Origin of the sequence: Pedobacter sp. AK017 (genome assembly GCF_014200825.1) — a bacterium.
Classification (GTDB): domain Bacteria; phylum Bacteroidota; class Bacteroidia; order Sphingobacteriales; family Sphingobacteriaceae; genus Pedobacter; species Pedobacter heparinus.
The window spans coordinates 334,103-353,183 of the sequence record NZ_JACHCW010000005.1 but is presented as its reverse complement, the minus strand read 5'-3'; the positions used below and the strand labels follow the sequence as shown (position 1 = coordinate 353,183).

Below are 19,081 nucleotides of genomic sequence, written 5' to 3'. Positions count from 1 at the left end.
TTTCTTATTAAAATCCTACCTGTAGACCAAAATTCAGCACCTTTTGTACAGGATAGCCCAATCCTTCGCCACCCATTTCCACATCCCATAGTTTGAATTTACTAAAGGCAAAAAGGTTACTACCGGTTGCGTAAATCCTTAATCGGTCTATTTTAGCCCTTTGTATCAGTCTTTTAGGAAGCGAATAACCAAACTCGATCTGTTTTATTCTGAGGAATGATCCGTTACGCATAAACCAGGTACTTGTCTGGGTGTTGTTTGAAGATAAAGATCCACCAGTTCCGTTTTGCACAGGATAAGCACTTAAACGTGGCCATAGGGCATAAAGGTTACGGTTTTGCTCAGACCAGTGGTCGTTGGCATAAGCCGAAAGCAATTGGTTTTGAAGCTTATACCCCACCAGATCTGTACTGCTGGACCGGTATTCTACAAATGGTGCAGTAGCTTCAGGATCTATCCAGAAGGAAGAGCGTGCCGAGCCTTGCAGGAAAGCATTAAAATCGAAGCCTTTATAAGATGCGGAAAAACCAAATCCATATATAATTTCGGGCCTTGTAGGAAAACCTATCGGCACCTGATCATTAATGTTGATCACGCCATCTCCGTTGATATCGCGATATTTGATATCGCCGCCCATTGTTGGGTTATTTCCAAAATTCTGCTTAGGGGAGCTTCTTACTTCCTCATCGTCTACAAAAAGACGTTCGGCAATATAGCCCCAGGTTTGTGAAGTGGAATAACCCACTCTATACCTCCACGGATATTCATACTCTGGCTCTTCATAAGCCTGGTAATGATTTTTAGCATAAGTAAAGTTACCCCTTACTCCTAAAATCAGGTTTTTTCCAATATTATTGTTGTAGTCCAGCTGCAGTTCATAGGATTTGGAATTGGCTTCACCAACGTTTGCTTTAGGCGTAGCCCCCTGCAATCCCATGGTTTTAGGGATAGAGCTTCTTGACATTAAGATATTGTATCTATGTTCTGTAAAATATTCTGCAATGATGTCAAGCTTGTTCCATAAACCCAGCTCCAGTCCGAATGTGGAATTGGCTGCAGTTTCCCAGGTAATGTCCCTGTTCTCGTAACGGCCAACAGAAATACCTGGCCTTGAATAACCACCATTTGATCCAAAAGTGGCCCCCATAGCTCCATTGTTCATGTTTACTTCAGAAAGGTAGAAGAAGCGTTCGTCCTTGCCACCTATGGCGTCATTACCTACCAGTCCGTAATTTCCACGGATCTTCAGCTTGCTGATCACGTCAGTATAAGGTTTAAAGAATTTCTCGTTGGAGATTTGCCAGGCCAGACCTGCAGAAGGGAAGAAACCAAACCTTTCGGTTTTATAGAAACGTTCCGAACCATTGTAACCAAAGTTAAATTCAGCAAAGTAGCGGTTGTCGTAACTATAGGTTGCCCTTCCAGAAACCCCCAGGTTACGTGAGGCCAGCGATTCCTGTAAATCGTTTGAGTTTCCATCCAGTTTGGAATCCATCAGCAAGACCAGTGTACCCCCTAAAGCATGTTTTTGCTTAATGGTACTGTTATAAGTAAATGCCGACTGTAGATGGATAACAGAAGAAACCTTTTTTTCTCCTGGTACAAAATTCAGGTAATCTGTACCAAAATCAGGATTTAAAGGGGTTAATTTATAGGTATCCGTTAGCTTATCATAGCTTCCGGCAGTATACCAGAAAGGAACATACTGACGCCGGAGGTCAAAGAACGACTCACGGTTAATGTTACCCATAGCATTAACAGCCAGGCCTGGCGTAATAAAGGACAGGTCCTGCTTCAATTCTATCTGTGCCAGCATTAAAGACCTTGCAGACTCTTTATACCCTTTTACCATGTCGGCATAAGGGTTCAGGTATTGCCCCTGCTCCAGGTTTCCAAACATAATGTGTTTGGCCGTTCCGCCGGTACCCGGAACAACCGGATAATAAGGCAGGAACTGTACCGGACTTGTACGCATAATTTTACGGTATATTCCCTGACCACCGTCCAAAGGTCCGTTGTAATCTTCAAAGTTACCGTTCAAACGGATATCTACATGGGTAGATTTGGATACATTCAGCCCCACATTAGAACGAATATTGTACTTTTTAAGGTTAATGTTATTGTTAAAGTTATTGCGGTTGTCTACTTTCAGGATACCATTGTCCTGGTTAAGTGCACCTGCAACGTAATAAGTTGCGACCTGACCGCCACCACCCAGATTGAAATTGACACGCTGGTTCATGGTGTTGTTCCTTAACAACTGGTCCTGCCAGTCTACAGCCGGAAATACCACCGGATTTGTACCGGCAATGGTATTGTCTATTTTGCTTCTTGAATAAGGGGTAGGGACATTGGGCTGGCGTGTAATATAGGCCTCATTGTGCAGGCGCATATAGGTAATCGGATCGGCCAGTTCCACATTCTTTGTTGCCGAAGATATAGAGTTCTCGTAACGGATATTAATTTTTGGCTTACCTTCTTTACCCTGTTTGGTAGTGATGAGGATGATACCATTGGCACCCCTTGCACCATACAAAGCATTTGCAGAAGCATCTTTCAAAATGGAAAAGCTTTCAATATCATCCAGGGTAAGCTGGGCCAGATCCTGGGTAGAATATTCCATACCGTCAATCAGGATCAGGGGATCTTTTTTGTAACCGAAAGTGGTTGCGCCCCTGATAAAGAACTCGGCATTGTCCGCTCCGGGCTCACCACTTCTCTGATAAGCAATAACCCCTGCCAAACGCCCCGCAAGGGCTGTGGTAAGATTACTTGAAGGCACCTTCAATTCACCAGGATTGATGGTGGTAATGGAACCGATAACAGATTCTTTTTTTTGTTTACCAAAAGCAACAATAACAGTTTCCTCAAGCTGGTTATCAGTAGGTTTCAAGGTTACATTAATAATGGTCTTCCCTCTTACCGGAATTTCCTGTGAAACATAGCCTACCATACTGAACACAACCACAGCACTTTCATCAAGTACATCAAGGATATATTTACCATTCAGGTCGGTCGTGGTTCCGATCTGCGTTTTTCCTTTAACAGAGATAGAAACACCTGGTAAAGGGCCAACGGTATCTCTGACCGTACCCCTGATCTCTTTGGCAATGGTCATGACAGGATAAACCCGGTCTGTTTTTTTGACCACGACAGGTACTTCAGTTACCGTCTGACTGCTGTCTTTTCGGATAATGAGTGTTTTATCCGCGATGGTCCATTTGATGGACCTTTTTGGAAAAAACTCGTCAAATACCTCTTGTAAGCTGGCATCTGTAAAGCTGACATCAGCTGCCCGGGCGGCCTTAATCAGTTCGCCATCGCAGATTACCTGGTAGCCGGTTTGTTTTGTAATTTCTTTAAATACTGTTTTAATGGAGCTGCCCTTCTGAGAAAAAGTTATCTTCTGGGCAAAGCCTGAGGCACTTGCCTCCATTAACAGTGTAGTCATGATGATGATGATCAACTTCATAATACGCAATATTTGATTAGCTCTGCGTACACTGGATGCAGACCTAAATAGATCGTAAAAATTCATACATTTGGTTATTGGGTTTATTGGTTATAATTGTTAATTGTAAAGACATTTTTAGCAAAAGCCTGATATTATCCGTGGCTCCGAGGGCAATCTGAGTCACGGATTTGTACTATTTTTAGGTAAAATTATTTGTGCACAATGATCCTCCTTCCTTCAACTTTAAAATGGATTTCCCCTGTTAATTCCAGTATGGACAATACCTTCGATACATTTGCGTAGCGTGTTACTGAACCCCACACAGTTTTGCCTGCTACATCATCCTCATAAACCACCTCTACATCATACCAGCGCGAAATCTGCTTCATAATATTTTCAATAGATTCATTTTCAAAAAAGAACTGCCCGTTTTTCCAGGCGATCTCGGCCATAGGATCTACCCGCATGACATTTATAGGTTTTGAACCAGAGCTGATACGCGACTGTTGTCCGGGTTTTAAGAAAGCCTGTTCGCTCTTTGCTCCGCTTAATGCAGTAACTTTTACAGCACCTTCCAATAAGGTAGTTTTGGTATCCGGCTCATCTTCGTAAGAATTGATGTTAAAATGAGTACCCAATACCTGTACGGTTTGCCGGTCTGACCGAACTATAAAGGGCTTTGTAGCATCCTTTTCTACTTCAAAATAAGCTTCTCCTTTCAACTCGACCTTTCGTTCATTCAGTTTAGCAAAACTTAAGGGGAATCTGAGCGAGGACGCGGCATTGAGCCAAACCCGGGTACCGTCGGGTAGATTTACCTGATATTGTCCACCTCTTGGTGTTGAAATGGTATTGGTTAAATTGCCCGCTATACCCTTATCCGAATTGTAACTTTCCTTGACGGTGTATACCAGCTGTCCATTTGTAGTTTTAACAACCTGAACACCGGCCTGCCGAGCCAGGTTACCTTTACCTACCTGATCTAAGATGATCTCCGATCCATCGGCGAGGGTTAAAATGGCTTTATTTCCGCCAGGTGCCACGTCTGCTGGCAGGTTTTGTGTGTCTAAATGTACTTTAAAGAATATGGCCCCGGCAAACAATAATAATACGGCCGCTATTTTAAACCATAATCTCTTTTTAGCAGGATGTTGATGAATTTTCCCGGCATTGATCTGCAGAAGAATCTGCCGCTTCGTTTGCGCTAAATCTTCTTTAACCTGGGGCAAATCCTTAAACTGTGGATCAGGCTGCTGTTTTAGCTCGCTATCGATCAAATCCTTGAAGAACACTTCATGTTCCCCAGACCTTAACAGTTCCAGAAATACCTGTTCTTCTTCTTCAGAACATTCATTTGCCAGGTAACGTTTAAATAATAATGTGAGCTCTTCCCGCTGTTTATCCATTTGGTATATATGCCATTTACAGATAATACGGTTGGGCGCGACAAAGTCCCTGCTCTGAATGTTATTTTTTTTCTTTTTTTTCCAGACCTGAATGCGCCTAAAAATTCATGATATTAAACACATACCCTATCAGCACAAAAACTACCGGATCTGAGATCAGCAACTGGGCCCGGATAAATTTGTTTGACTTCAACAGATGGTCGCTCACTGTTGAAGTAGAGATGCTCAGCAGGTTACTCACCTCATGATAGCTCTTACCCTCCAGTTTACATAAAGTAAATACCTGTTTTCGCTGTGGTGAAAGCTTATCAATGGCATTTAAAAATAGCTGACTGCTTTCTTTATAAATAAGTTCTTCTTCGATATGGCTGTAGGTTTCGGTGCCATTGCTAAGCATATGTATTTCCAGCTTCTTTTCCATCGCTATTTTCCGGAAATGATCGTAAACCGTATTTTTGGCAATCCGGAACAAATAAGCATTAAAAGGCTTTTCTGGGTCAATAAGTTCGCGTTTTTCCCATACTTTTACAAACACATCCTGCAAAATCTCCTGTGCCAGATCCTGATCCCTTACCATTCTTAAAATATTTGCATAGAGCTGCACACTAAACCTGTTGTAAAGTTCATGAAAAGAATGATGATCATGGTTGGTCAATTTAATCAACAACGCTTTGATCGATAAAGCGTCATTGCCTTTTTTAATCACATTAAGGCTTTCAAAGCACAACGTCATAATTTTGGTTTGGTTTAGTTTAGGATTTATTGTTCAAAGTACCTGTTGGTTATTCAGGCAATCAGCTGTTCCAGATAATATCCGGAAAGCCTTCATTATCTTTAGATAGGAAAAGCGTGCATAGGCAATAAAATCATATTCTTTATACCAATGCAGGAGCACTCAGGTATAAGGAATGGTTTACATTTGGTTAATTAAAATAAAATTACATATCGGCACAGGAATAAAATTCTGCTTAATGTGCTTAGTTCTCAAACATCTTGGCATTTTTTTACAGAACAGCAGAAAAACAGGCCGATAAAGAAGCAATGGAAAGGAATTTAAGGTAATAAAAAAGGAATGTTTAAAATCCCTCAAACTTTTCCCAGAAGCCATCAACAGGCAATTTGGCAAATATATTTACCGGCTCCTTTTTTACGGGGTGAATAAACTGCAGCCGTCGTGCATGCAGGCAGATACAGCCTTTGCGGCTTCCCCTGGGATAACCATATTTGTTGTCGCCTACAATAGGACAGCCCATGGTAGACAACTGAACCCTAATCTGGTGCGAACGCCCCGTAAGCGGGTCTACCTCAATTAAATAATAATCGTTTAAAGTTCCAATTAACCGGTAGCTCAATTCACAACGCTGGCTGCCCGGAACTTCTTCGGCATAAGCAGTGACCACATTCTTCTGAGGGTTTTTGATCAGCCAGTGGATCAGGGTACCCGATGTTTTTACCGGCTTTTTACGTACTACGGCCCAGTAGGTCTTTTTTACTTCCCGGTTTTTAAAAATGGCATTCATCCTTTCCAGGGCCTTGCTGGTTTTAGCAAATAAAATTACGCCGCTAACGGGCCGGTCCAGCCGGTGTACCACACCCAGAAAAGCACTATTGGGTTTATTGTATTTTATTGCCAGGTATTTTTTTACCTGCTCATCCAAAGGCTCATCCCCCGTTTCGTCAATCTGTACAATATCCCCCGCCTTTTTACATACTGCAATCAGGTGATTATCCTCATACAATACATCTTTATCAGTTACCGGCATTAATACTGTTCCTTTTCGTTTGGAAAATCATTGCCCTTAACATCCCTGATATAAGCCTGCGCTGCATCTTTAATGCCATCATAGAGATTTAAATACTGACGTAAAAAACGGGGCTTAAACCCTTTGGTCAGGCCGATCATGTCGTTCACCACAAGTACCTGCCCATCACAATCAGGCCCTGCACCAATACCTATAGTTGGGATATGAAGACTTTTGGAAACTGCTGCACCCAGTTTGGCGGGGATCTTTTCCAGGACTATACCAAAGCAACCGGCTTCCTGTAAGGCCAGGGCATCGCTTTTCAGTTTATCAGCCTCAGCCTCACCTTTCGCCCTAACGGTATAAGTACCAAATTTATAAATAGACTGGGGGGTAAGGCCTAAATGTCCCATCACCGGAATACCTGCAGTAATGATGCGTTGTATAGAATCCACTACCTCTGTTCCTCCCTCCAGCTTTACCCCATGTGCACCAGACTCTTTCATGATTCGGATGGCAGAGTTCAGGGCTTCTTTAGAATTTCCCTGATAGGAACCAAAGGGAAGATCTACAACTACAAAAGCACGTGCAGCACCCCTGACAACAGAAGCCGCATGATAAATCATCTGGTCTAGGGTGATCGGAAGTGTGGTTTCATGACCTGCCATTACATTGGAAGCTGAATCCCCAACCAATAAGACATCCAGTCCGGCATCGTCCAGAATGGTTGCCATAGAGAAATCGTAAGCTGTTAACATAGAGATTTTTTCGCCATGCTGTTTCATTTCCTGTAATATATGAGTCGTTATTCGCTTTACTTCTTTATTTACCGACATACTTTTATTTTTTGTTAAAGCAAAATTAGTTTTTACAATCGAAATAAAGACTGTTTTATTGTTTTTGTGACAATGTACTCTTACTATCTCAAAAAATATCTTGAATAAAACCCCACAAACTCCTATCTTTGTACCCTGAAATGAAGGGGTTAATTAACAGCACATTTGTTAAAGACATAAACGGCATCAAAACCGCAGCAGAATCCCCCTTTTTATCTTTTTTCAAACCCCTAATTTCTCATTATAATTACGATGACTAACTACACCAAGTTACCTGCTATCTTGTTACTGGCCGATGGAACTGTATATTACGGTAAAGCTGCCGGAAAAATAGGCACTACCACTGGCGAGATCTGTTTTAACACCGGAATGACTGGATATCAGGAAATTTTTACTGATCCTTCATACTTCGGTCAGATCATGGTAACCACCAATGCGCATATTGGAAATTACGGGATACACAAAGAAGAGATCGAATCGGACAGCATTAAAATTGCAGGACTGGTTTGTAAAAACTACAACATCGGTTTCAGCCGTAAAGAAGCTTCAGAATCTATACAGGATTATTTTCAGAATGAAAACATTGTTGGTATTTCCGATATAGATACCCGTGCACTGGTACGTCACATCAGGCATAAGGGAGCAATGAATGCGATCATCTCTTCTGAAATTACTGATCTGGAAGAACTAAAAGCTAAACTTGCTGAAGTGCCTTCTATGGACGGACTGGAGCTGTCTTCGCAGGTTTCGACCAAAGAACCTTATTTCTATGGTTCGCCTGAGGCCACTTATAAAATAGCAGCTTTAGATCTGGGTATTAAAAAGAACATCCTGCGCAACTTTGACAGCAGGGATGCCTATGTCCAGGTTTTCCCGGCAAAAACCAGTTTTGAAGAGATGGACAAATGGGGTGCAGATGGTTATTTTATTTCTAACGGCCCTGGCGACCCTTCGGCTATGCCTTATGCCATAGAGACGGTAAAAAAAGTTTTAGCAGCCGAAAAGCCGATGTTTGGCATTTGCTTAGGCCATCAGTTACTTGCTGAGGCCAACGGAATTGGTACCATGAAAATGTTTAACGGTCACCGTGGTTTAAACCATCCTGTAAAAAACATCATTAAAAATCACTGCGAGGTAACTTCGCAGAACCATGGTTTTGGTGTGATCCCTGATGAAGTAAGAAGCTCTGACAAGGTAGAAATAACCCACGTTAATTTAAATGACCAGTCTATCGAAGGTATCCGTGTAAAAGGTAAAAAAGCATTTTCAGTACAATATCATCCTGAATCTTCTCCGGGCCCTCACGATTCGCGCTACCTTTTCGATGATTTCATTGGAATGATTAAGGGCGAACTGACCTGGTAATCCCTGTTTACCGACATCATCTATCATATTACCGACATTTTAGAAGGTTTAGCCCAATCGCATTTTCTGTTTGGCTAAACCTTCTTACATTTATAACATGGATAAAACAAATGCCATTATCAGTGTAAAGAACCTGGTAAAAAAATACGACGATTTTATTGCCGTTCAAGGCCTTAGCTTTGACGTATATGAAAACGAGATTTTCGGGCTTTTAGGTCCTAACGGAGCAGGAAAAACGACAACCCTGGAAATCATTGAGACCCTCCGTGAAAAGACCTCAGGAGAGATCATTGTTGATGGGTATTCGGTAGAAAAGGATGCCGGCAAAATCAAAAGGATCATTGGCGTACAACTGCAGGCCGCAGGCTATTATCCAAACCTGAACCTGGTTGAACTGATGGAACTCTTTTCAGGATTGTATAATGTTGATATCAAACCGATGGAAATGCTGGAAAAGGTAAACCTGCAGGATAAGGCCAAAGCCAAATACAAAGCTTTGTCGGGTGGACAAAAACAACGTTTTTCTATCGCTACCACACTAATCAATTCGCCCAAAATAATTTTCCTGGACGAACCTACAACTGGTTTGGACCCACAGGCCAGGCGCAATTTGTGGGACCTCATTATTGACATCCGGAACAACGGGACAACCGTAGTGATCACAACCCATTACATGGACGAGGCTGAGCAACTGTGCGACCGTGTTGCCTTTGTGGAGCGCGGGGAGATCATTGCCCTGGACACCCCTGACAATCTGATAGACAAACTGGTAAACAGTGGTTTTGAAAGAAAAAAAGAAGTTAAAAAAGCCAACCTGGAAGATGTTTTTATTAATCTTACCGGTAAAGAATGGCGGGAGGACAATTAAATAGACATGAGCAAACCTTACAACAACACTAAAGCTACACTGGCCCTTGCCAAAGCAAGCTTCCGTTCCATTATGCGGAGCCCCTCTGCAGTTGTGTTTACATTGGCCTTCCCTTTAATATTTATTCTTGTCTTTGGCTTTCTGGGCAATGGTGGTGTAAAAGTTAAACTGGCTGTAGCCCCAGGGTCTGACCTGCAAAACCCCATTATACTGGCACTGGAACAGATACCCGTTATAAAACTGGTTAAAGATGAATCCCGGGAAGAAATAAAGACCGGATTGGAAAAAGGCAATATTGATGCTTTGATCGATGTAAAAAAGAATGAAGCCGGTACCCCTGCTTATCTCGCAAATGTGCAATACACTTCTGCTTCCCTGGATAAAGGCAGCATTCTGAAATCCATATTGAACAATTTACTATATAACCTGAATGCCAGGGATGTAAAACCTACTGTTGCACAGCTGAATGAAAGTACAGTACAGGGGCGGATTTACCGTACCATAGACTTTATTTTACCTGGACAGCTTGGTTTTTCCTTATTGAGTACAGGTGTTTTTGGAACCGCCTTTGTATTTTTCAGTTTAAGGCAAAACCTGGTGATCAAGCGTTTTTTTGCAACACCTGTTAAACGCTCCAGCATTGTTTTTGGAGAAGGCCTGGCCAGGATAGGTTTTGCTTTACTGGGTGCTGTTTTTATCATCCTTATCGGTCATTTCTTTTTCCATTTTACCTTGATACATGGAGTGGTTACGGTGCTAAACATGCTGCTGCTTTCGGTGATCGGACTTATCGTATTTATGGGCTTCGGCTTTGTCGTTTCAGGCATAGCGAAAAGTGAAAGTACCATTCCACCCATTTCAAACATCATTACCCTGCCCCAATTTTTACTTTCGGGCACCTTTTTTTCTATTGATGCTTTTCCGTCGTGGTTACAACCAATCAGCCATGCCTTACCACTTACCTATTTAAACGATGCCATGAGAAAAGTAGCCTTTGAAGGTGCTGGACTATGGGATGTAAAACACCAGATCCTGATCATGCTGATCTGGGGTATTGGCATTTATACGGTTGCAGTTAAAGTATTTAAGTGGGAATAAGCAAAATACGGTCTGAAATTTTGTATTAGGAATATTGATTATTTGTTGTTAAATTCATTAAGATAAACCTTAATTATTTAACAAACAAACTGTTATGGACCCATCTTATGCAACAGCTTTTTTTGTAGTGGATGGATGCCTAACCTAAAAAAATCCTAACTATGAAAAAATTAGCAGCAGAATTTATTGGAACCTTTTGGTTGGTTTTAGGCGGTTGCGGAAGTGCCGTTTTAGCCTGTAACTATCCTAATGCCGGCATCGGCTTTCTGGGTGTTGCACTTGCCTTCGGATTAACTGTCGTAACCATCGCCTATGCTTTGGGACACATTTCGGGAGCACATTTAAATCCGGCAGTATCTGTGGGGCTGTGGATAGGCGGAAGGTTTGATGGTAAAGACCTTATTCCATACATTATATCGCAGGTATTAGGAGGTATTGCGGCAGCGGGCATTCTGTATGTAATTGCCACCGGAAACGGGAGCAACATTGGTGGTTTTGCCAGCAATGGTTATGGCGATCTTTCGCCAGGGAAATACAGCATGACTGCAGCCCTGGTCTGTGAAATTGTTATGACCTTTATTTTCTTACTGGTTATATTAGGTGCAACAGATAACCGTGCGCCAAAAGGTTTTGCCGGTCTGGCCATTGGTTTGTGTCTTACCCTGATCCACCTGATCAGTATCCCGGTAACCAATACTTCTGTTAACCCGGCAAGGAGCACCAGTCAGGCTATATTTGTAGGCGGCGAGGCGCTTAGTCAGCTCTGGCTGTTCTGGGTAGCCCCTATTGTAGGTGCTATTTTAGCTGGAATCGTATATAAGGCATTTTTCGCAGCAGGTTCGGAAACTGCTTAACCACGCTTAAAAAACATATTAAAATAAAGGGCCGTAAGTAATTACGGCCTTTTTTACTTATAATTTAAAATTTATTATAACTTTGGATATTGTCTTAGTAATTGTACTTTTTACACTAAGGCAGATTAACTAATAAAAACCAATAAAAATGAGTTTAATAATCGATGTTCATGCGCGGCAAATACTTGACTCCCGCGGCAATCCTACCATAGAGGTAGACGTAATTACAGAAAATGGTATCCTTGGCCGTGCGGCAGTACCTTCAGGTGCTTCTACCGGCATTCATGAGGCTGTAGAGCTTCGCGACAATGATAAAGCTGTATATATGGGTAAAGGTGTTTTAAAAGCTGTTGCCAATGTAAACGATAAGATTGCTGCTGAATTAAAGGGTGTTGACGTATTTGAGCAAAATGCCATCGATAACTTATTGATCAAACTTGACGGAACAGAAAACAAAGGTAAACTGGGAGCAAATGCAATTTTAGGTGTTTCCTTAGCTGTTGCCAAAGCTGCTGCCCAGGAAAGCCGTCAGCCATTATACCGCTATATTGGCGGCGTAAATGCCAATACACTACCTATTCCGATGATGAACATTGTAAATGGTGGCTCACACTCTGACGCGCCTATTGCTTTCCAGGAATTCATGATTATGCCGGTTGGCGCTTCTTCATTTTCTGAGGCATTAAGATGGGGAACAGAAGTTTTTCATAATTTAAAAAAGATATTACACGACAGAGGTCTTTCTACAGCAGTAGGTGATGAGGGTGGTTTTGCACCAACTTTTGACGGGACTGAAGATGCGGTAGAAACCATTCTTAAAGCGATTGAAAAAGCAGGTTACAAACCAGGTAAAGAAATTTGCCTTGCATTTGATTGTGCAGCTTCTGAGTTTTACAAAGATGGCAAATACGATTATACTAAATTTGAAGGCAACAAAGGTGCCATTCGCAGCAGTGCAGAACAAGCAGATTACCTGGCTTCGTTAACAGAAAAGTACCCGATCATCTCTATTGAAGATGGAATGGGAGAAGATGACTGGGATGGCTGGAAATTGTTAACCGAGAAAATCGGGGACCGTGTTCAACTGGTAGGTGATGACTTGTTTGTAACCAATGTTAAAAGATTACAAACCGGGATAGACAACCATACAGCGAACTCTATTCTGGTAAAAGTAAACCAGATCGGCTCATTAACTGAAACCATTAATGCAGTTACTTTGGCCCAGACCAATGGCTATACTTCGGTAATGTCTCACCGTTCTGGAGAAACTGAAGATGTGACCATCGCTGATCTGGCTGTAGCTTTAAACTGTGGTCAGATTAAAACCGGTTCTGCTTCCCGCTCGGACAGGATTGCAAAATATAACCAGTTGCTGCGCATTGAAGAAGAATTAGGTGCCGCCGCGAAATTTATTGGTAAAGATTTCAAATACGCTAAGAAATAAACCTGGTTAATGACCAGACAAAAAAGTCTTGCAAGCAATTGCAGGACTTTTTTGTTATATTGCAGTACTACTACCTAATTCTGTGATCATGGTTAAAAGCAAAAAAGAAGAAATATCAGCTATACCCTCACTGCTCAGTGTATTTCCACCACTGGCATTGCTATTTATTGTAGTTGGATGGTTTAAGGGAAACAAGATAAACACCTTATCCCTTGTCTGTGCAATAGCAGCAATTGTATTCAGTATCGTATTTATCGTACAGTTGTACCAGGTATAAAAAAATTGTTAGAATTATCCCGGATAGTTATTTTTTATATCTTTACTTTATGAACCGCATATTAGAACTTGTTCGTAACAAATACTTCCTGTCTGTAGCTGCTTTTGTGGTATGGATGCTATTTTTTGATAAGAATGATATGATCTCCCAATATGAGTTCAGGGCTGAAGTGAACAAACTTCAGGAAGAAAAAGATTTCTATGTAAAAGAGATTTCCCAGGTTAAAAAAGACCTTAATGAGCTTAGCACCAATTTAAATACAGCTGAAAAGTTTGCCCGTGAAAAATACTTCATGAAAAAGGACAATGAGGATGTATTTGTCATCATTAAAGAAGCACCTAAAGATTAATACACAAATTTAGGCAATGCCAGCTTATAACGCACTACAATTATCCTTAATATAAATATAAACGAGATCACGGCAATGGTAGCGATATCATCTTTCAAGTGGAAATATTTTAAAGCGTAATAAAGGATTCCACCTAAAATACAGGCCGTAGCATAAACCTCTTTATGAAAGATTAAAGGAATGGTATTTAAAAGCGTATCCCTGATCACACCTCCAAAACATCCGGTAATTGTACCCAGGGCAACACAAATACCCGGGCTTAACCCGAACATCATCCCTTTTTGAATACCCAGCATGGTAAACAGGCCCAGCCCCAGTGAGTCGAAAAGAAAAAGTGTGACCTTAAATTTCTTAATATGTGTTTTAAAGAAGATGGTAGCGATGGAAGTCAGCAAAATCAGCAGACAATAGTTCACATCCCTCATCCAGGCTACCGGCGTATCCCCTATTAACAGATCCCGTACCGTTCCTCCGCCAATAGAGGTTACAAAAGCAATGATCAATACCCCAAAGGGGTCCAGTCTTCTTTGCATGGCCGCAAAAGTACCTGATATCGCAAATGAGATGGTTCCCAGCGTTTCAATTGTTTCCATGGTATTGATCTGCATATCCGGTCTGATTTAAATTTCGCCGTTTCTTTTCCGGAAAAACCATTCGAGGGCCAGTAAAGCCATGATGAATCCAAACAACCACTTAAAGTTAATCAATTCCTCGTATTTACGATCTTCATAACTCAAAGTCCTGATCTCCTGATTTTCTTTTATCTCATCAACCAGTCCCAACAATTGCTGGGGCATGTACATTTTACCACCTGTTTGGACCGAAATACTATTCAATAGCTGATGATTGGCCGTTGTTTGCTGGTATTCTGCAACCATGGTATTTACAAAAAATATACCCTGTGCCCTATACTTATGGGCACCAAATGCCGTTGTGGCCACATAGGTATAATTGCCTGGTGGTAAGGCCCCTGCGTCAAGCTGATAGGCCATCTCAGTTCTTGAAAACAAGAATTTATACTCCTTTCCCTGATCATTTTTAATGGATATACTAACGTCAGGTGCGTTTATGGCAATATAGCTGTCATTATAAAGTACAGCATTGAGCAATACGTTTTCATTCTCGTCAAAAGTGTTTTTTGAAGTATACACCTTAAACTTACGTTTATCGTCTTTCAGCGACAGGTATTGTACCGCTTTTGACAGAAGGCTGTTAAAAACAGGGGTTTCCGGCATGGACTCTCCTGCTTCAGAAAGTTTCCATTTCCATAAGCCCTCGCCGATTAAGAACCCCATTTTCCGCCCGTTTTCTGTCATAAAAAACAACTGGGGATAATCGGTACTGATCTTGCCGATGCGCTGGTTCAGGACAACGGCAGCATTACCCTGAACCACCGGCTTTCCAAAGGGAGCAAACAAGGGATCAAAAACCTCGATCCTTTTTCTCATGGTCTCATCCAGATCAAATGCAGTAAAACCAGGGTTAACGTGGCTATAAGTTTCCTGCATGGTATTGTTCCCTCCGGTAAAATTCACCTGTTTCTGAACCTGGTTAAAAGCATTTATATTGCTTTGGCCACCCAATATATACCATACTGCAGCTTTAGCAGCGGCAACTTTATTCATGAACAGATTGGCATCGTATGCCAGAGATGGCAGCTGGTACAGCACCAACAGACCATAATCATTAAGGTTCAGCGCATTCAGCTCTTCTGCCAGGGCAACTTTAACCTCAAAATTTCTGTTCAGGCCAATGGCCTGCTTCAATGCGGCAATGTCAGGATGAGCGCCGGCCGCCGCAATAAGCACTTTCATACGGGTATCAATGACTTCAACAAACAGGTTTTGTTCATTATTTTTTTCCGAAACCTCATGCTGTACCGGACGCAGCTGAACTGTATATTTCAACAGGCCTAATTTTGAAGCTTTAAGTCTGACAGGAATATTTTTCACAAAAGCATCTGAGGTAATGGACAAACGCTCTTCATATACCTTTTTACCGTTTTCCAATACAGCAATACTGCTTTCTTGCCCTTTTGCCTCAAAAGCCTGCACCTGAACTTCAATATTGAATTCGTTGTTCAGGTAAACCAGGTCGTTATGGTTAATATTGGCTATCAGCAAGTCTTTTTTAGGAATGGTATCTCCCAAAGCAATGGTATATACGGGCGCCTTTAGTTTATTCACCTCATAAAGTGGACTACCTCCACGGTTAAATATCCCATCTGAGGCAATAATTACAGCCCCCACGTTCCGGTTCAAATATTCATCATTCAGCCCTGCAATCAATCTGGCAGCATTACTCAATTTGCCCTTATTGGAGAAATCAAAACCATTTTTTATACTGTCACTAAAGTTATAGATTTTCACTTCATACTTTTCGCCAAGCTTTCGGGCCAGCAGCTGTATATCCTGTTCATACTTCGCTTTATTAAAGCCTGCGGGTATTATATTGCCTATCGACAATGAATTGTCCTGCCCAATAATGATCAATGGCTTCTCTGGTGTATAAGAGATACTTCTGATTAAGGGAAAAAACAAGAGAAAACCAATTGCAGTAAGGCTTACAACCCGCATTGCAGCCAGCGCATAACGCAACTTTGTGTTCAGATATGATGTTTTACCATACAATAACCAGGCAAATAATACACCTATCATCAGGGCTCCGGTTAAGGTCAGCAGACTGTATATCGTAAAGGAATCGCTCATATCTATTTGGATAAAGATGCTAAATTTTAAAATAAACTGCTAGGCATTTTATTTAAGTTTGTTTTTATAAACTACCATTAAATATGAAGCTATTGTTTAAACTCATTTTATTGCTGACCATGACTATCCCTGCATTTGCACAATCTGAATTTAAAACGGAGCAGTTAACATTTGACAGGGTAAAAGCTGCTTATGATGAAAAATGGGCAAATCTGCAAACGGAACTCAGTGCTGCAGGTATAACCAGGCCATTTAAACTATATATCGCCGCTTATAAAAATGAGGGCAAGCTTGAGCTATGGTTAAAAACAAACGGGCAGAAAGCCTATAAATTGTTCAAAATATACGACTTCTGTGCCCATTCAGGAACTTTGGGCCCAAAGGTAAAAGAGGGCGACCTGCAAACACCCGAGGGTTTTTATTACATCAATGTCTTTAACCCCAAAAGCAGCTTTCACCTTTCCCTGGGGGTAAATTATCCAAATAAGGTTGATGAACGAAGAAGTGGAAAGGAAAGGCCGGGTGGCGACATCTATATACATGGCAACTGTGTAACGGTAGGTTGCATCCCCTTAACAGATGATAAAATTAAAGAAGTTTATGTGCTGGCTGTTGAAGCAAAAAACGCCGGTCAGGACCCGATCCCGGTTCATATTTTTCCTTTTAAAATGACCAGTGTGAATTTGAATATCCAGCTGAAACAATATCCGGCCCAGCGGGCATTGTGGACAAACCTTGAGACCGGATATCGTTATTTTGAAAAGCACAACAACCTTCCTGTTGTGACGGAAAAGGAGGGTAAATACCTGTTTAAATAAAGTTTACAACATTCCGCCGCAAACAGACAATACCTGCCCGGTAATGTATGCACTCATATCCGAAGCAAGGAACACACAGGCGTTAGCTACATCCTCTGTTTCTCCAGCCCTTTTTAATGGAATACCTTCTTCCCAGCCCTGCACGACTTTCGGATCCAGTACATCTGTCATTTCTGTGCGGATAAAACCTGGGGCAATTACATTGGTACGGATATTACGCGAGCCTAGCTCTTTGGCCAGCGACTTCGAAAATCCGATAATACCGGCTTTTGACGCTGCATAATTAGCCTGGCCGGCATTCCCCTGTACACCAACAACAGAACTCATATTGATGATAGAGCCTTTGCGTGCCTTCATCATGACCTTAGACGCGGCCTTAGACACGTTAAATACCGATTTAAGGTTCACATTGATCACCTCATCCCAGTTCTCTTCGCTCATGCGCATCAATAAGCCATCTTTAGTGATCCCTGCATTGTTGACCACAATATCCAGTGCACCAAAATCAGCGACAATGTCCGCAATAAGTTTTTCGGCTTCATCAAATTTTGAAGCATCAGAACGGTAGCCTTTAACTTTAGTACCAAAGCTTTGCAGTTCCTGCTCTAAAGCCTGTCCTTTTTCAACTGACGACAAATAGGTAAAAGCCACATTGGCACCCTGTTCTGCAAATTTCTCGGCTATTTTGCGGCCAATTCCTTTAGATGCACCTGTTACAAGTGCTGTTTTTCCTTCTAATAACTTCATCTGTATTTTTATGTTTGGTTATATTTTAGCTGTTCGTATGGTTAAATTGCTGGTTCCTGCTGACTTAAACAGTGAAAGCTGCCCAGCCCCCAGATGATATCTGTTGAATCTATCCCTATGACCTTCCGGTCAGGAAATACATCCTGAATAATTTTCAATGCTTTTTCATCATTTACATCCCTGAAGGTAGGAACAATTACCGCAGCATTGGCAATGTAAAAGTTGGCATACGATGCAGGTAAACGGGTATCCTCATGGATTACAGGTGAGGGCATTGGCAGCTGGACAATGTTCAACGGCTTACCGTTCAGTAAGCGCATGGCCTTTAAAGCTTCCAGGTTTTCCTGGAGCAAAAGATAGTTTTCATCAAGGGGGTTACTTTCTACCACCGTTAAAACAGTATCTTCGTTTACAAACCGGGTAATGTCGTCTATATGGCCATCCGTATCGTCGCCTACAATTCCATCGCCCAGCCATAATACCTGCTCTGCACCATAAAATTCCAGCAGGTATTGTTCAATCTGTTCCCTGCTCAGCTCTGGGTTCCTGTTTTCATTCAGCAGGCATGCCGTAGTGGTCAGGATGGTACCTGCACCGTTAAATTCTACCGAGCCCCCCTCCATTACAATATCTGGTGTATATAAGGGCAGGTCAAAATGTTGGGCAATTTTAGTTGGTATTACATCATCCAGGTCATAAGGAGGGTATTTATTACCCCAGGCATTATAGCGCCAGTCTACCACCGCCTTTTCACGGCCATTTAATACAAAGGCCGGCCCATGATCCCTGCACCATGCATCATTACTCTCATTAAAATAGAATTCAATCTGTGTCAAATCTGCACCGGCTTCCTGCAGATGACGGGCAGCCTCTGCTTTCATGGCTTCATCTTTTACATTAATGCGCACTTTTTCAGCTGTCGCAACAATCTTTATAAACTGGCAGTAAGGTGCATAAATCGTTTCAATTTTACCCGGCCATGAAGCTTCCTTATGTGGCCAGCTTAACCACGTTGCTTCATGTTTTACCCATTCGGCCGGAAATGAATAGCCCTGCTTTTTAGGGGAAGCTGAAAAATTTATATCCTTCAATTTTTATTTTTTAGTAGTTCTAAA

The 19,081-nt window shown here is 41.8% G+C and carries 17 protein-coding genes; 8 read left to right on the top strand and 9 right to left on the bottom strand.

The window, feature by feature from the left end; translation table 11 throughout:
* Positions 1-7 precede the first annotated feature (7 nt).
* From HDC92_RS09695 to panB, 5 genes are all read right to left on the bottom strand, one after another.
* Positions 8-3,472 (bottom strand): SusC/RagA family TonB-linked outer membrane protein, encoded by a 3,465-nt coding sequence (locus HDC92_RS09695; RefSeq protein WP_238326536.1) that lies wholly within the window; start codon positions 3,470-3,472, stop codon positions 8-10.
* 191 nt (positions 3,473-3,663) lie between these two features.
* Positions 3,664-4,860 carry a FecR family protein gene (locus HDC92_RS09690; protein ID WP_183874063.1) on the bottom strand — a complete coding sequence of 399 codons (1,197 nt, stop codon included), beginning with the start codon at positions 4,858-4,860 and terminating at the stop codon, positions 3,664-3,666.
* A 97-nt stretch (positions 4,861-4,957) separates the two neighbouring features.
* Positions 4,958-5,593 (bottom strand): RNA polymerase sigma factor, encoded by a 636-nt coding sequence (locus tag HDC92_RS09685; protein ID WP_183874061.1) that lies wholly within the window; start codon positions 5,591-5,593, stop codon positions 4,958-4,960.
* Between the two features lie 343 nt (positions 5,594-5,936).
* The gene (locus tag HDC92_RS09680; protein WP_183874059.1) at positions 5,937-6,623 is read right to left on the bottom strand and encodes an RluA family pseudouridine synthase; all 687 of its coding nucleotides are present in this window, start codon (positions 6,621-6,623) and stop codon (positions 5,937-5,939) included.
* Entirely contained in the window at positions 6,623-7,438 is an 816-nt protein-coding gene (gene panB / locus HDC92_RS09675) for a 3-methyl-2-oxobutanoate hydroxymethyltransferase (RefSeq protein WP_012780874.1), read from the bottom strand. Before panB ends, HDC92_RS09680 begins: the two co-directional genes overlap by 1 nt.
* Before the next feature lie 252 nt (positions 7,439-7,690).
* On the opposite strand from panB, the gene carA reads away from it, so the two are divergent.
* From carA to HDC92_RS09640, 7 genes are all read left to right on the top strand, one after another.
* Positions 7,691-8,803, top strand: coding sequence for a glutamine-hydrolyzing carbamoyl-phosphate synthase small subunit (gene carA, locus HDC92_RS09670; protein ID WP_012780873.1), 1,113 nt, complete (start codon positions 7,691-7,693; stop codon positions 8,801-8,803).
* A 97-nt stretch (positions 8,804-8,900) separates the two neighbouring features.
* Positions 8,901-9,671 (top strand): ABC transporter ATP-binding protein, encoded by a 771-nt coding sequence (locus HDC92_RS09665; protein WP_012780872.1) that lies wholly within the window; start codon positions 8,901-8,903, stop codon positions 9,669-9,671.
* 6 nt (positions 9,672-9,677) lie between these two features.
* On the top strand, positions 9,678-10,769 hold the full coding sequence (locus HDC92_RS09660; protein WP_012780871.1) for an ABC transporter permease: 1,092 nt from the start codon (positions 9,678-9,680) through the stop codon (positions 10,767-10,769).
* Positions 10,770-10,930: 161 nt separating this feature from the next.
* Complete coding sequence (gene aqpZ / locus HDC92_RS09655) at positions 10,931-11,623, top strand: aquaporin Z (protein ID WP_012780870.1); 693 nt, start codon at positions 10,931-10,933, stop codon at positions 11,621-11,623.
* Positions 11,624-11,771: 148 nt separating this feature from the next.
* Positions 11,772-13,067, top strand: coding sequence for a phosphopyruvate hydratase (gene eno, locus HDC92_RS09650; RefSeq protein ID WP_012780869.1), 1,296 nt, complete (start codon positions 11,772-11,774; stop codon positions 13,065-13,067).
* Between the two features lie 88 nt (positions 13,068-13,155).
* Positions 13,156-13,344 carry a hypothetical protein gene (locus HDC92_RS09645; RefSeq protein WP_183874057.1) on the top strand — a complete coding sequence of 63 codons (189 nt, stop codon included), beginning with the start codon at positions 13,156-13,158 and terminating at the stop codon, positions 13,342-13,344.
* Positions 13,345-13,393: 49 nt separating this feature from the next.
* Positions 13,394-13,693 carry an FtsB family cell division protein gene (locus HDC92_RS09640; RefSeq protein WP_012780867.1) on the top strand — a complete coding sequence of 100 codons (300 nt, stop codon included), beginning with the start codon at positions 13,394-13,396 and terminating at the stop codon, positions 13,691-13,693.
* Here HDC92_RS09640 and HDC92_RS09635 read toward each other — a convergent pair.
* Both HDC92_RS09635 and HDC92_RS09630 read right to left on the bottom strand, forming a co-directional pair.
* On the bottom strand, positions 13,690-14,301 hold the full coding sequence (locus HDC92_RS09635; RefSeq protein ID WP_012780866.1) for a trimeric intracellular cation channel family protein: 612 nt from the start codon (positions 14,299-14,301) through the stop codon (positions 13,690-13,692). The genes HDC92_RS09640 and HDC92_RS09635 overlap by 4 nt on opposite strands.
* 12 nt (positions 14,302-14,313) lie before the next feature.
* Positions 14,314-16,401: a hypothetical protein gene (locus HDC92_RS09630; protein ID WP_183874055.1), complete on the bottom strand. Its 2,088-nt coding sequence runs from the start codon at positions 16,399-16,401 to the stop codon at positions 14,314-14,316.
* Positions 16,402-16,484: 83 nt separating this feature from the next.
* On the opposite strand from HDC92_RS09630, the gene HDC92_RS09625 reads away from it, so the two are divergent.
* Positions 16,485-17,219 (top strand): murein L,D-transpeptidase family protein, encoded by a 735-nt coding sequence (locus tag HDC92_RS09625; protein WP_012780864.1) that lies wholly within the window; start codon positions 16,485-16,487, stop codon positions 17,217-17,219.
* A 3-nt stretch (positions 17,220-17,222) separates the two neighbouring features.
* Here the strand turns inward: HDC92_RS09625 and fabG are convergent, their stop codons facing one another.
* Together fabG and HDC92_RS09615 are read right to left on the bottom strand one after the other, a co-directional pair.
* On the bottom strand, positions 17,223-17,966 hold the full coding sequence (gene fabG, locus HDC92_RS09620) for a 3-oxoacyl-[acyl-carrier-protein] reductase (protein WP_183874053.1): 744 nt from the start codon (positions 17,964-17,966) through the stop codon (positions 17,223-17,225).
* Between the two features lie 41 nt (positions 17,967-18,007).
* The gene (locus HDC92_RS09615; RefSeq protein WP_012780862.1) at positions 18,008-19,057 is read right to left on the bottom strand and encodes an agmatine/peptidylarginine deiminase; all 1,050 of its coding nucleotides are present in this window, start codon (positions 19,055-19,057) and stop codon (positions 18,008-18,010) included.
* Positions 19,058-19,081: the final 24 nt, after the last annotated feature.

Bases quoted from the DNA above. Each gene is read 5' to 3' on its own strand.
- HDC92_RS09695 (WP_238326536.1), bottom strand. From the start codon at position 3,472: ATGAAGTTGATCATCATCATCATGACTACACTGTTAATGGAGGCAAGT.
- panB (WP_012780874.1), bottom strand. From the start codon at position 7,438: ATGTCGGTAAATAAAGAAGTAAAGCGAATAACGACTCATATATTACAG.
- HDC92_RS09660 (WP_012780871.1), top strand. From the start codon at position 9,678: ATGAGCAAACCTTACAACAACACTAAAGCTACACTGGCCCTTGCCAAA.
- aqpZ (WP_012780870.1), top strand. From the start codon at position 10,931: ATGAAAAAATTAGCAGCAGAATTTATTGGAACCTTTTGGTTGGTTTTA.
- eno (WP_012780869.1), top strand. From the start codon at position 11,772: ATGAGTTTAATAATCGATGTTCATGCGCGGCAAATACTTGACTCCCGC.
- fabG (WP_183874053.1), bottom strand. From the start codon at position 17,966: ATGAAGTTATTAGAAGGAAAAACAGCACTTGTAACAGGTGCATCTAAA.
- HDC92_RS09690 (WP_183874063.1), bottom strand. From the start codon at position 4,860: ATGGATAAACAGCGGGAAGAGCTCACATTATTATTTAAACGTTACCTG.
- HDC92_RS09630 (WP_183874055.1), bottom strand. From the start codon at position 16,401: ATGAGCGATTCCTTTACGATATACAGTCTGCTGACCTTAACCGGAGCC.
- HDC92_RS09665 (WP_012780872.1), top strand. From the start codon at position 8,901: ATGGATAAAACAAATGCCATTATCAGTGTAAAGAACCTGGTAAAAAAA.
- carA (WP_012780873.1), top strand. From the start codon at position 7,691: ATGACTAACTACACCAAGTTACCTGCTATCTTGTTACTGGCCGATGGA.
- HDC92_RS09685 (WP_183874061.1), bottom strand. From the start codon at position 5,593: ATGACGTTGTGCTTTGAAAGCCTTAATGTGATTAAAAAAGGCAATGAC.
- HDC92_RS09635 (WP_012780866.1), bottom strand. From the start codon at position 14,301: ATGCAGATCAATACCATGGAAACAATTGAAACGCTGGGAACCATCTCA.
- HDC92_RS09680 (WP_183874059.1), bottom strand. From the start codon at position 6,623: ATGCCGGTAACTGATAAAGATGTATTGTATGAGGATAATCACCTGATT.
- HDC92_RS09645 (WP_183874057.1), top strand. From the start codon at position 13,156: ATGGTTAAAAGCAAAAAAGAAGAAATATCAGCTATACCCTCACTGCTC.
- HDC92_RS09625 (WP_012780864.1), top strand. From the start codon at position 16,485: ATGAAGCTATTGTTTAAACTCATTTTATTGCTGACCATGACTATCCCT.
- HDC92_RS09640 (WP_012780867.1), top strand. From the start codon at position 13,394: ATGAACCGCATATTAGAACTTGTTCGTAACAAATACTTCCTGTCTGTA.